The 12,113-nt window shown below is 62.5% G+C and carries 10 protein-coding genes; 2 read left to right on the forward strand and 8 right to left on the reverse strand.

What is annotated here, in order from left to right:
• The first annotated feature begins 24 nt into the window (after positions 1–24).
• A complete protein-coding gene (locus J3P84_RS01145; protein WP_434627130.1) occupies positions 25–2,001 on the forward strand; it encodes a methyl-accepting chemotaxis protein in 1,977 nt (658 codons plus the stop codon).
• 383 nt (positions 2,002–2,384) lie between these two features.
• On the forward strand, positions 2,385–3,599 hold the full coding sequence (locus tag J3P84_RS01150; RefSeq protein WP_434627132.1) for an aldose 1-epimerase family protein: 1,215 nt from the start codon (positions 2,385–2,387) through the stop codon (positions 3,597–3,599).
• A 5-nt stretch (positions 3,600–3,604) separates the two neighbouring features.
• On the opposite strand, the gene J3P84_RS01155 is transcribed toward J3P84_RS01150, so the two are convergent.
• From J3P84_RS01155 to J3P84_RS01190, 8 genes are all read right to left on the reverse strand, one after another.
• Positions 3,605–5,098: a YifB family Mg chelatase-like AAA ATPase gene (locus J3P84_RS01155; protein ID WP_434627134.1), complete on the reverse strand. Its 1,494-nt coding sequence runs from the start codon at positions 5,096–5,098 to the stop codon at positions 3,605–3,607.
• Between the two features lie 155 nt (positions 5,099–5,253).
• On the reverse strand, positions 5,254–6,513 hold the full coding sequence (locus J3P84_RS01160) for an HlyD family secretion protein (RefSeq protein ID WP_434627136.1): 1,260 nt from the start codon (positions 6,511–6,513) through the stop codon (positions 5,254–5,256).
• The gene (locus J3P84_RS01165) at positions 6,506–7,984 is read right to left on the reverse strand and encodes a TolC family protein (protein WP_434627138.1); all 1,479 of its coding nucleotides are present in this window, start codon (positions 7,982–7,984) and stop codon (positions 6,506–6,508) included. The genes J3P84_RS01160 and J3P84_RS01165 overlap by 8 nt, the downstream gene beginning before the upstream one ends.
• On the reverse strand, positions 7,977–9,179 hold the full coding sequence (locus J3P84_RS01170) for an ABC transporter permease (protein ID WP_434627140.1): 1,203 nt from the start codon (positions 9,177–9,179) through the stop codon (positions 7,977–7,979). Before J3P84_RS01170 ends, J3P84_RS01165 begins: the two co-directional genes overlap by 8 nt.
• Complete coding sequence (locus J3P84_RS01175) at positions 9,172–9,873, reverse strand: ABC transporter ATP-binding protein (RefSeq protein WP_434627142.1); 702 nt, start codon at positions 9,871–9,873, stop codon at positions 9,172–9,174. Before J3P84_RS01175 ends, J3P84_RS01170 begins: the two co-directional genes overlap by 8 nt.
• Positions 9,874–9,932: 59 nt before the next feature.
• Positions 9,933–10,712, reverse strand: a complete 780-nt coding sequence (locus J3P84_RS01180) for a hypothetical protein (protein ID WP_434627144.1) — start codon at positions 10,710–10,712, stop codon at positions 9,933–9,935.
• 103 nt (positions 10,713–10,815) lie between these two features.
• Positions 10,816–11,247, reverse strand: coding sequence for a hypothetical protein (locus J3P84_RS01185; RefSeq protein ID WP_434627146.1), 432 nt, complete (start codon positions 11,245–11,247; stop codon positions 10,816–10,818).
• Between the two features lie 400 nt (positions 11,248–11,647).
• Positions 11,648–11,908 carry an accessory factor UbiK family protein gene (locus J3P84_RS01190; RefSeq protein ID WP_434602221.1) on the reverse strand — a complete coding sequence of 87 codons (261 nt, stop codon included), beginning with the start codon at positions 11,906–11,908 and terminating at the stop codon, positions 11,648–11,650.
• Between the last annotated feature and the right edge of the window lie 205 nt (positions 11,909–12,113).

A 12,113-nucleotide genomic window follows, 5' to 3' on the forward strand; every position in this document is an offset into this window, starting at 1 on the left:
CCAGTCTCTCGGCCAGGAGCCGTCATGTCTCAACCCCGCGCCCGGATCGCCTCACAGCTAGGCCTTGCCCTTGCCGTGATACTGGCGGTCGTGATTTCCGGCAGTACCGTCTTCGCCTTGCGTTCACTGGACGCCGCCAACCTTTCCACTCGTGAGGAGCATCTGGCCAGCGAAGCGCGCCTGATGGCCGACCAGCTCAATACCTTCCACAGCACCTTGCGCGAGAGCACCCAGCGCTTGGCTGGCCTGTTCGAAAAGCGCTTCAGCGCGGGCCTGAGCGTGCATCCGGACCAGCCGGTGACAGTGGCGGGCGTGCAGACGCCAGGCTTGAGCCTGGGCAGCGAAGTGTTGAACAACAACTTCAAGGAAGTGGACGAGTTCAAGGCGATGACCGCCGGCGTGGCGACTATATTCGTGCGCAGCGGCGACGACTTCATCCGTGTCAGTACTTCGGTGAGCAAGCAGGACGGTACGCGGGCCATCGGCACCGTACTCGACCGCGCCGGCCCGGCGTACGGCCCGGTGATCAGCGGGCAGAGCTACATCGGCCGGGCCTTGCTCTTCGGTCGTTTCTACATGTCGCAATACACGCCCGTTCGCGACGGCAGTGGCAAGATCATTGCCGTGTTGTACGTAGGATTCGATTACACCGATGCGCAGAATGCGCAATTCGACAACCTCAAGCGCTTCCGCATCGGCCAGACCGGTTCCCTGGCGCTGTTGGACGAACAGAACAAATGGTTGGTACCGCCAGCGGGTGTGCAGGCGCTGGACAACGCCACCGCGGCTATCACCGGTCTGATCAAGAAGCCAGGCAAGGGTGCGTTCTGGGAAGACACCGCAGAAGAATTCTACAGCGTCGCCGTGCCGTTCGAGGGCGGGCCGTGGGCGGTGGTGGCGAGCATGCCGAAAACCGAAATCAACGCAGTAACCTGGAATGTCGGTACGCAACTGGCCATTGGCAGCCTGCTGGCAATGTTGCTGGCGGTCGGTGCTGCAGTGTGGCTGTTGCGTAGCAAACTGGCGCCCCTGGGCGACCTCGTACGTCAGGCCGAAGCGCTGGGCGCCGGCGACCTGAGCGTGCGTCTGAACGTATCCAGCCACGATGAAATTGGCCAACTGGCCCGTGCCTTCAACCAGATGAGCCAAGCCTTGTCGACCATGGTCGAGCATATCCGCAAGGCCTCGCAGGAGGTCAACAGTCGTGCCCAGGCGTTGTCCGGACTGTCCAGCGGTGCGTATGAAGGGATGGAGCAGCAGTCCGGCGAAATCACCAGCATGGCGGGCGCAGTGGAAGAGTTCAGCGCCACCTCGTTGAACATCGCCGATAACATGGGCAATACCGAGCGTCTAGCCCAGGACAACGCCCAGCAGACCCGCATCGGCCGTACCTCGATGGACGAAGCTTCGTCATCGCTGGAACAGATCGCTGGCGCGTTGAACAGCACGGCCACGGTCATCAATACCTTGGGTCAGCGCTCCCAGGAAATTGGCGGCATCGTCGGCGTGATTACCTCGATTGCCGAGCAAACCAACCTGCTGGCCTTGAACGCTGCCATCGAAGCCGCGCGCGCGGGTGAACAGGGCCGTGGTTTTGCCGTGGTGGCCGACGAGGTCCGTAGCCTGGCGTCGCGTACCCGCCAGGCCACTGACGAAATCTCTGGCATGATCAACAGCATCCAGCAGGAAACCGGCAATGCCATCAGTACGATGGAGAAGGGCAACCTGCTCATGCAGGAAGGCTTGTCGCGCAACGCCAATGTCGCCTCGGCCCTGGCGCGCATCGACGAGCAAAGCCGCTCGGCCGGCCAGCAGTTTGCAGCGATCACCACGGCCACCCAGGAGCAGAGCAGCACCGCGACCTTGCTCAGCAGCAACCTGCAAAGCATCGCGATGGCCAACAGCGAACAACGCGAAGTAGTTTCGAACCTGGCGATCACCGCCAAAGAACTGGAAAAACTGGCGCAGGACCTGCGCAAAGAGGTTGATCGGTTCCGCTGAGGCTTCCTGCGGCAACATCACGAGCAAGCTCACCCAGATTACTGTGGGGGCGAGCTTGCTCGCGATGACGGCTGACCAGCCACATCTCTATCAACTGACCCACCGCTTTCGCGAGCAGGCTCGCTCCCACAGAAGAACTGTGGCGGCCCCAATTCTCACGCCCTATCCAAAACCAATGTGGGAGCGAGCCTGCTGGCGAAGGCGGCCTTCCTGCCACCTCTCTATCAACTGACCCACCGCTTTCGCGAGCAGGCTCGCTCCCACAAAAATCTCCCTAATTCTGCAGTCGCCTTCCTTTTTGCGGTTAATTGCTGTTTTTCGGCTTGCTGAAACGTTTCTTCAAGTCTATAAAAACCGCACAACTCCAATAAAAGGTCGTTTCCATGACTCCGCTCAAACTCCTCGTTGCCCTCAGCGCCCTCGGTGCTGCCTCCCACGCCATGGCCTGGGATTATGTCCTGCTCGATACCGACAAGGCCGCACAGCCCTGGCAAATCACCAGTCAGCAGCTCGGTGTGAAGACCGACAAACCGTTTTCCGTGACGATGCGCACCCTGCACGGCGGTCGCCAGGAAGGCGTCAGCATCGTCGATATCGACAACGGCACGATGAAACTCTCGGTCGTCCCGACCCGCGGCATGAATGTGCTGCAGGCCTCGGTCGGCGATGTCCGTATGGGGTGGGATTCGCCGGTCAAGGAAGTGGTCAATCCGGCATTCATCGAGCTCAATGGCCGGGGCGGCTTGGGCTGGCTGGAAGGGTTCAACGAGCTGGTCACCCGCTGCGGCTACGAGTGGGTCGGTCATCCGGGCATGGACAATGGCGAGCTGCTGACTTTGCACGGCCGCGCGGCCAATATCCCGGCGAACAAAGTCACCCTGCACATCGATGAAAAACCGCCCTACGCGATTACCCTGCGAGGCGAGTTGAAGGAGCAGGCGTTCAAGAAAGTCGACTTTTCGGTGCAGACCGAACTGGTCACCGAACCCGGCAGCGTGACCTTCGCGCTCAGCGACACGCTGACCAACAATGGCGACTATCCGAAGGAATACCAGGCGCTCTATCACAGCAACTTCAGTACGCCGTTCCTGGAGCAGGATGCGCGCTTCGCAGCACCGGTCAAACAGGTGTCGCCGTTCAACGACAAGGCCAAGGGCGACCTGAAAGGCTGGCAAACCTATCGCGCCCCAACCAGGGACTACGACGAAACCGTCTACAACGTCGTGCCGTATGCCGACGCCAAGGGCGATACGCTGACCGTGTTGCACAACAAGGCCGGTAGCCTCGGCGTGTCGGTGGGCTTCAACACCGGGACGCTGCCGGTATTTTCCCTGTGGAAAAACACCGATACCCAAGGCCAGGGCTACGTGACCGGCCTGGAGCCGGGCACCAGTTTCTCCTACAACCGTCGATATCAGCGACCACTGGGCCTGGTGCCGACCATCGCGCCGAAAGAGCGTAAGCAGTTCCAGATCCATTACAGCCTGTTGGCGGACAAGGCTGCCGTAGACAAGGCGCTCAAGCGCATTGATGACATCCAGGGTGATCGGAAAACCGAGGTGCGCGATGCCCCGCTGGTGGACCTGAGCAAGCCGTAAGCGGTTCAAACCGAGGCGGGGCGATACTGCAGGGCTTCGGCCAGATGTTCGCGGCTGATTCGCTCCGCTTGCTCAAGGTCGGCCAACGTCCGGGCGACCTTGAGCAGGCGATGGGCGGCTCGCAGCGACAGGGTCAGCCGTTCGCAAGCGGTTTCCAGCCAGGCTTCGTCGGTCGTGGACAGTTTGCAGTGCCGGCGCAGGCCCGGCAGATCCAGGAACGCATTGGCACAGCCTTGGCGTGCTTGCTGGCGTTCACGGGCATCGGCCACCCGTTCGGCGGCGGTGGCGGTGTCGTCCCCCGGTTCGCTCTTGGGGTTCAGTGCGGTGGCTTCCCGGGCCACGGTCAGGTGCAAGTCGATCCGGTCGAGCAGCGGGCCGGACAGTTTGTTGCGGTAACGCTGCACCATGTCCGGTGTGCAGGAGCAACGACCGCTGGGCTCGCCGAGATAGCCACACGGGCAGGGATTCATCGCCGCCACCAGCTGGAAGCGCGCCGGAAAGCGCACCCGGTCCCGGGCGCGGGATATCACGATGTGCCCCGACTCCAACGGTTCTCTCAGCACTTCCAACACCTTGCGGTCGAATTCCGGCAACTCATCCAGAAACAGCACGCCATGATGAGCAAGGGTGATTTCTCCCGGTTGCGGCTTGGACCCACCGCCCACCAGCGCCGGGCCGGACGCCGAATGATGCGGCTGACGGAACGGACGCTGCGGCCAATGGCTCAACGGCACGCAACTGGCGACCGACTGGATCGCCGCGACTTCCAGGGCCTCGCTTTCGGCCAAGGGTGGCAATAACCCTGGCAAACGGCTCGCCAGCAGCGTCTTGCCGGTACCGGGCGGGCCGCTGAACAACAGGTTATGGGCTCCTGCTGCCGCGATCAGCAACGCGCGCTTGGCCCCGGCCTGGCCCTGGACTTCACTGAGATCGGGGTAGGGCTTGCTGGCCGAAAGCAGCCCGTTGGAAACAAAGGGTTCGACCGGGGTGTGGCCATTAAAATGCGCCACCGCTTCGAGCAGGTGATTCACCGCGATCACTTTCAGTCCCGACGCCAGGCAGGCTTCCTCGGCATTCGCCCAAGGCACCACGAGCATGCGTCCAGCCTTGCGTGCCGCCAGCGCCGCGGGCAACACCCCGCGTACCGGTCGTACCGCCCCGGACAACGCCAGCTCGCCGAGGCATTCGACATCGTCCAGCATCAGCGTCGGCACCTGCACGCTGGCCGACAGGATGCCAAGGGCAATCGCCAGGTCGAACCGCCCGCCGTCCTTGGGCAGGTCCGCCGGCGCCAGGTTCAGGGTGATGCGCCGCGCCGGAAAGCTGAGCCCCGAGTTGATGATCGCACTGCGTACCCGGTCCTTGCTTTCCTTCACCGCCGCCTCCGGCAGGCCGACCATGGTCAGCGACGGCAAGCCATTGGCCAGATGGACTTCGACGGTGACAGCGGGTGCTTCGACGCCAACCTGGGCGCGGCTGTGAACGATGGCGAGTGACATGAATCGTTCCTTGAGTGGTAGAGAGGACCGCATCCTGCGGTTCTTGAAGGTTAGTTGTGAGGGAGCGTTTGGTTATGGCGATCGATGACAAAAGGTTGGCAGAATGTTGCGCCAGAGTTGAATCAGCGCCGCTCGTGCCCGGTTCCATCGCGGTTTTATGAACCCGGCACCTCGACAAACCCGGGCGTAAGCCCCTGCACGACCACTCCTTGCGCGACGGTTGTGCGTGGGCTGACCATTACGCGCTCGGGGCGGGCTTGTGCTGTCGCCCGGTACAGCACGTAGGTGGCACCGGACTCATCGCGGCGAAGGGCGCGCGGCGGCACGGCGATGCCTTGTTCGTCGCGGTACAGAATCACTGCCAGGCGGGCGCTCATACCGGTCCGCAGCGGAGGGTCGAAATCGGCGACGGCCGTATCAATTGACACCTGGACCTTATAGCGCGCGCCCGTGTCCTGCTGGTCGGCCGCCTCATTCTGGATTCCGATGGCCAGTATGCGGCCGCTCAGTTCACCGGCGAATCCATCACCAGTGATTTGCACCGGCATGCCTTCACGTAACAGGTGCAGGTCGGTTTCATCCACGCGAGCAAGGGCTTGGAAACGGTCCAGGCCAATGACGCCAAGCAACGGCGTGCCCCGGCTCACGGCCACGCCAGGTTGCACCGCTACCGGTTGGCCGTCACCCGGCATGACAGGTCGCACGACGTAACCGCTCACTGGCGCCGTCACTTCTCGGCGGGCATGCAGCGTTTCGAAGGCCTGGTGATGCGCCTGCGCGTTAGCCAGCTCCATCTCGGCGATATGGCGTTCCTCGCCCTGGCCGTACGCCAGTGTCGTGGCCAGTTCCTCGATTGCCGCGCTGAGCTGTTGCTGGTCGCTGCGCACCTGCTGCTCCAGCGTTTCGAGTTCCATCCTCGCGACGATGCCACGTTCGAACAACGCTTGCGTGTCACGCCGGTTACTTTCGCTGGCGGCCAGGCTCTGCCTGGCATTGTTCAGAGCCCGTCTGGCATTGCTGACCTCGGAGCCTTTGCTCCAATGTTGCAAGCGGCGGGCCTCGCGCTGTGCCTTGAGCAGTTGCGCCTGGGCCTGGCGCAGCTGGATCTGCAACTGCGCGGGGTCCAGCGTCAGCAGCACCTGGCCTTTCTCGACCCGTTGTCCTTCGTGTACCCGCACCTCGGCAAGCAAGCCATCAAACGGGGCGGTCAAGGTAACCTGGTTGACGGCCTGGATACGTCCGATCAGCCCCAGCCGGGTTTCCAGCAATCGCGGTTCGATATGCACCCAGTCAGGCGCTGTGCTTGTCGTTGCGCGGGTGCCTGCGGGCGCCGGCGGCCAGCGCAACGCGATAATGATCAACGCGCCCAATCCGAAAAAGAGCAATGCAGGCTTGAGTGTGATGGGGTTAGTCATTCAACGCGATGTCCCAGCTTTGCAGGGTGGTGCCCAAGGTCTGATCCAGTTCCGCCTGGGCGTTGAGGTAACTGATGAGTGCGGCCAATCGGGCACTCTGCGCCATGCGCAGGTCATTTTCGAAGCTGAGAACCTGAAAGTTGCTCGAACGCCCCACGGTGAGTTTTTCTTGCTCGATGTCCAGCTTTCGCTGGGACAGCTCCTCGGCGCGCCGGGCGATTTGATACTGTCGCCAGCGCGCGCCGATGTCGCGTACTGCGTTGGTCACGCCACGCTGCAGTTCCTGATGAGCCTCTTGCGTGCGGACCTGCTGGTTCTCCACGTCGACCCGGGCCTGGACTTCAGCCTGGCGGGCGCTCAGGTCGCCGATCGGAATCTCCACCTGCACGCCCACGTAGTTCTCCCAGCTTCGGGTGCTGCCGTGGAGATTGTTGCGATCACGGACCTGACCGCCGCCGCCGACCAGCGATACGTCCCATAGGCGCTCGTTGCGTGCCACGACCCTGTTTATCCGGGCCTGCTGGCCGGCGATCAGTTGGATGAGGTAGGTCGGTTGCAATGCTTCGGCCTGGCGCACGGCCTGCACAGTGTCGATGTCGAGGGGCGCGGCTTGCATGGCCTCGCTGGCAATGATTGGAGTGTCGAGGTCCAGCGCAAGCAGTTGCAACAATGCCAGGCGAGTGTTTTCCAGTTGGTTGCGGGCGTCTTCGTGGCTCAGCTCCTGGTTGGCGACTTCGGCCTCGGTCTGGACGATCTCGAACGCGGCCATGCGCCCGGCGTCGATCATCGCCCGGTTGACGCCGAGCAGTTGGTGCGCCCGCGCCAAGGCGTTGCTGGAGATGTTCAGCTGTTCCTGAGCCTGCAGGAGCGTGCGGTAGGCGGTAATGATCCGGGTGATCGTCTGCGCCACCCGGTCTTTCAGCGCCAGGCGGTTGACCTGCTCGCTCAGGCGCGCCAGTTGTACTGGGGCGGTGGCGACATCGCGGCCGGCGCCGCGCAGCAGCGGCTGGATGATCGTGATATTGGCGCCGTCATTGCGTGTCAGTCCCGCCCTGTCGGCATCGGTCTGGCGCCAGGTCCAGCCCAGGCCGACGCGCGTGCCGTAAGGGGTGAGCAGGGTTGAAACCGGTGCGATTTCACCTTGCCGATAGCGATCGAGCTGGTTATGGCTGGACAGGTAACTGCCGCGCACGAACAGCTTGGGGCTGAAGCGGTCCTCGGCCACGCGCAAAGCGAATTTCTGGCCGATCCGTTCCAGGTAAGCGCTGCGAATGGCGCGGTTGTCGCGCAGTCCCAGGTAGATCGCATCGCTGAGGGTCAGCTCGATGCCGTAGGCATTGAGCGAGGCGCTGGCGACAGCCGCGGAGGGAGTGCCCGGCCGAGTCGCCTGTGACGGTGACAGCGCTGTATCTGCCAGCACCGCCCCACTGGGCGGCGTCAGCAGCAAGGCGACCGCCCAGGCTTTAATCATCACGCAGCGCCTGCACGGGCTGCAGGCGCGCGGCGGACAGCGCCGGGCTCAGGCCAAAGAGCAACCCCGTGAGCAGCGCACCGCCCATGCCCAGCGGCAATGAAAGGGGCGAGAGCGTGAAATCCATCCAGCCTGACAGCACGACGAACAACCAGCCGGTTGCCACTCCGAGCAGAGCACCGGTGGACGCTCCGGCGACTGTCAGCACCATGGCCTCCAGCAGAAACAGCCAGGCGATGTCCCGCGGGCGAGCACCCAGTGCCATGCGCACACCGATTTCGCCGCGGCGTTCGGCGACGTTCATCAACATGATGTTCATCACGCCGACGCCACCGACCAAGAGCGAAATTCCCCCCAACCCTGCCAGCAACCAGGAGAACAACTGCGATTGCTGGGCGAGACCGTCGAGTAACCGCTGCGGGACCTGCACGTCGATCTCCCGACCGGGCAAGGATGTCAGCAGGTAGTCATGCAGTTTCGGGGCTAGGGTTTGTGAGCCCGCGCCTTCGTTGCTGCGCACCAGCACAGTGCCGATTTGCGGTGCGAAAACGAGGCGGCGCATGCCCTCGATCGGCACCAGGATGCTGTCATCGATGGGCAGCGGCAGCAGGGGGTTTTGACCATGGCTGTGGAGTACGCCGACCACCTGGAACAGATAGCCGGCCAGTTGCAACGTATCACCCGGCGCGACGGGGGCATGCTGAGCGGCCAACGTCGCGCCGAGCACTGCATGGGTGCTCTGGGCATCGTAGCGGCTGAGGAATCGTCCTTGCTCCGGCTGCAGGCCAAGCACCGAGGCTATTTCCGGGTCGACCCCGGCCAGCAGGGTGCTGAGCGGTCGCCCATGCATGCTTGCCGGCACTGAGGCCAAGTTCAGGGCGCTGACCGCCAGCACCTCAGGTAACGCCTCGCGAAGGGCCTGGTTATCGAGATTGGTCGGGGCATGCCCCGGCACTCCCTTGTTCGAGGCCGGCTTCACGTCCGCGATCAGCAGGTCGCTGCCCATCGCCTGGAATACCTCCATGCTCCGGGCTTGGGCGTTATGGCCAATGTTCAGCAGCGCAACTACCGCCGCGCAGCCAACCGCGATACCCAGCAATGCCAGCAAGGCTCGTCGTCCCAGGCGGCGCAGGCTGTCGAGGGCCTCGGTCAGCAGTTGCCAGGGCAACGGTCCGTAGCGAGTCGACTCAGTCATGAGGCATTTCCCACAGGCGGCCCTCGCTGATCCGCAGGCAGCGCTGCATGCGCTTGGCGATGTCCGGGTCGTGGGTGACGACTATCAAGGTGACGCCCCGCTCCCGATTGAGCGCCAGCAGCAGTTCGATGACCTCGCTGGCGGTCTGGCTGTCGAGGTTGCCGGTGGGCTCGTCGGCCAGCAGCAAGGCCGGCTCTCCCACCAGCGCTCGCGCGATGGCCACGCGCTGGCGTTGGCCTCCGGACAACTGTGCCGGGCGATGATGCAGGCGTTCGCCCAGACCGAGCTGCAATAGCTGGCGCCGCGCGGCTGCCTGGGCAGCCTGGCGAGATATGCCGCGGTAGAGCAGCGCCAGCGCGACATTGTCCAGGGCGTCCAGGCGTGGCAGCAGGTTGAAGCTCTGAAAGACGAAGCCGATGTGTCGGTTGCGCATCATCGCGCGAGCATCAGCGCTTGCCTGGGTCATGTCGCGGCCAGCCAGGTAGACCTGCCCGGTCGAAGGTTGGTCAAGCAGGCCGATCAAGCCGAGCAGGGTACTTTTGCCGGATCCCGAGGCGCCGATAATGGCGCAGCTCTGTCCTGCATTGATGGTCAGCGACACATCGCGCAGGGTGGCGCGTGCGGTCGCGTCGATGCCATGGATATGGCTCATGCCTTGTACGCGGATCAGCTCGGGAGCGGGATTTTCAGGCATTCGTTGTCCATCCTGAGCGAGCCCCCTTTCGGGGAAAGGGGGCATCGGTTGATGCCTGCTCAGGCGTCTGTCGCGGGCGTTTCGGGTTTGTCTTTCTGCTGCTGCGCCAGCATCAGCTCAAGCAACGATTGCCATGGGGGCATTCCGTCGTCGCTGCCACTTAACCTCCGCGCTTTGGCCAATTCGGCGCTCTTGATCTGTTGAGTAAAGTCGGCTTCGTAATCGCCGAGCATCAGAGACTCCTGAATGGGGGGCAGGCTTTTGTAGTAATTGAGAACATCCCTGATGGTTTCCGGGGTTTTATCCTCGTCCATCAGCTTATTGGTGACTGTGAAGGTCCAGGCGCCGTGCGCGTCGCTATAGGTTTCCCATGCCACTCTGCGTTCATTGTGAGTAAAGTCACCGCTGTCGTCATAGATGATCAGCGTCAGTTGCTCGATGGAAAGGTTCGCGAACGGGTTGCCGCCTTTCTTGTTGAGGAAGTTCGTTGCCTGCTGTGCCTGATCCAGGCGCTGCGGATCGTCCGAGGGCGGCACTTCGGCGTCGCGGATTTCCTTGTTTTTCGCGACATAGGGGATGAAGAAATCTTGCGTGGCTCGCCGGGCAATGTCCGCCAAGCCTGCACGATCATTGCTGGCGTCCCGCTCCGCAGCGCGTGCTGCTGCGTCGCTGAGCAGCTGTGCCATCGGCGAGAGTCGGGTGGTGGTATTGCCGCTCAAGGCGCCGGGTTGCACCTCGCTCCTCGGGCTGGCGCCGACCTTGTCGGTCGGCTCTAGCGGGCTTGCGGTGGCTTTCAGGTTCGTTGCGTAGTGCAGGCGTGCGCCGTTGATACCATCCATTGTTTTGCCTCCATCTCTAAGCTGCGGTGCGCTGTAAGTGCACCGCATTCGATCAGGCCAGGACTGCCTCGGATTTACCCTCCAAGGCAAACCTGGCCGGCTTTTACTGGATCGTGAACTCAATGTTCCACGAGTGATCGGACGCGTTTATTGCGGTAATCGTCGCATTGCAGCGGACTCGGCCGGTAGCCTGCGCGTCCTTGGTCCATTTAGGCAGCTTGGGGTTGATGTAGAAGGTGCTGAACACGCAAGTTTTGCCGTCGGCGCCATAGCGGACGACCGCAGTGGCAATCGCAGGGTTGCGCTGGTCTCGCACTTCGAAAGTGATGGCTTGCTGCGGATTGATCGTATCCGCAGGCTTGGGTGTCGCATTCGCGTGGGTGAGGGCTTCGTTGTTGCCCTGGAACGAATACTTGACCGTCGCGCTGCCAAGGTTCTTGACGGTAACCCGTATCGTTGGACCTGCTTGCGCCGCACCAGCGACGAGCAGGGAGCAGACGGCCAAAGCCGCGACGCTGCGTTTTTTCAATTGCATGCCGTTTTACCTGTTTGACATGTTCGTATGTCGCACGACGGACAGCCGTCCGCCTTGCCCGGTTTACAGCCTTGATGCTGGCTGCATATCCATTCCGGTTACTTCGCGTCGACCCCATTCGTTGAAAGTCCGACTTGCGCAAAGTCCAGCTCGTTAGCGCATTCCATTACGAAGATTTAGCGGCGAATGCCAGGGAAGCTTTAACAGGATTTTGGATAAAGTTCGCGTATTCGACGAATTTAGGAAGCTTTTGTAGGATTTTTCGCGAAGATGGCCGTCGCGGCTGATGCGCCGAACTCATCCGGAAGAGAAAGGGCGAGAGGAAGTTTCCCGCTATTGGGATGGCCGCAAGTAAAAAACCAAAAATCGCGGCCCTGGGTAATGCCTTCAGAAATACGCGTTATTCCGCAGGTGGATTCAGCCTCGCCTCCAACTCCGCCACCTTCGCCTCCAGGCTCTCCAACCGCGCCCGAGTTCGGGCCAGCACCACCATCTGGCTGTCGAATTCTTCCCGGCTGACCAGGTCCAGCTTGCTGAACCCGCTTTGCAATAAAGCCTTGAACTGGCTTTCGATTTCGCTTTTGGGCAGGGGGGTGTCGCCACTCAAGAGGCGGGAGGCGTGGCCGCTCAGGGCGTCGAGGAGATCTTTGGGGGCAAGCATGGCAGGTGTCCTGGAAACGATGGCGGGCAGTGTATCACGCAGGGTCTATAGTCAATTTGCCAGGCGCGGATGCACGCTTTTCGCGCACTGTGCCGGGCGCCACCGCACCGTTGTTGTGCGTATCGCTCCGGTTCGTGGCGCGTGCCGGGCGGGCGCGGTGGTCAAGGGGGTTGAAATCCGGGGGGTTGGGCACAGATGGCAAGCT

It is taken from the genome of Pseudomonas sp. Z1-29 (assembly GCF_051131995.1).
In the GTDB taxonomy this organism is placed as follows: Bacteria; Pseudomonadota; Gammaproteobacteria; order Pseudomonadales; family Pseudomonadaceae; genus Aquipseudomonas.

Bases quoted from the DNA above. Each gene is read 5' to 3' on its own strand.
- J3P84_RS01175 (WP_434627142.1), bottom strand. From the start codon at position 9,873: ATGCCTGAAAATCCCGCTCCCGAGCTGATCCGCGTACAAGGCATGAGC.
- J3P84_RS01145 (WP_434627130.1), top strand. From the start codon at position 25: ATGTCTCAACCCCGCGCCCGGATCGCCTCACAGCTAGGCCTTGCCCTT.
- J3P84_RS01150 (WP_434627132.1), top strand. From the start codon at position 2,385: ATGACTCCGCTCAAACTCCTCGTTGCCCTCAGCGCCCTCGGTGCTGCC.
- J3P84_RS01170 (WP_434627140.1), bottom strand. From the start codon at position 9,179: ATGACTGAGTCGACTCGCTACGGACCGTTGCCCTGGCAACTGCTGACC.
- J3P84_RS01165 (WP_434627138.1), bottom strand. From the start codon at position 7,984: ATGATTAAAGCCTGGGCGGTCGCCTTGCTGCTGACGCCGCCCAGTGGG.
- J3P84_RS01160 (WP_434627136.1), bottom strand. From the start codon at position 6,513: ATGACTAACCCCATCACACTCAAGCCTGCATTGCTCTTTTTCGGATTG.
- J3P84_RS01180 (WP_434627144.1), bottom strand. From the start codon at position 10,712: ATGGATGGTATCAACGGCGCACGCCTGCACTACGCAACGAACCTGAAA.
- J3P84_RS01155 (WP_434627134.1), bottom strand. From the start codon at position 5,098: ATGTCACTCGCCATCGTTCACAGCCGCGCCCAGGTTGGCGTCGAAGCA.
- J3P84_RS01190 (WP_434602221.1), bottom strand. From the start codon at position 11,908: ATGCTTGCCCCCAAAGATCTCCTCGACGCCCTGAGCGGCCACGCCTCC.
- J3P84_RS01185 (WP_434627146.1), bottom strand. From the start codon at position 11,247: ATGCAATTGAAAAAACGCAGCGTCGCGGCTTTGGCCGTCTGCTCCCTG.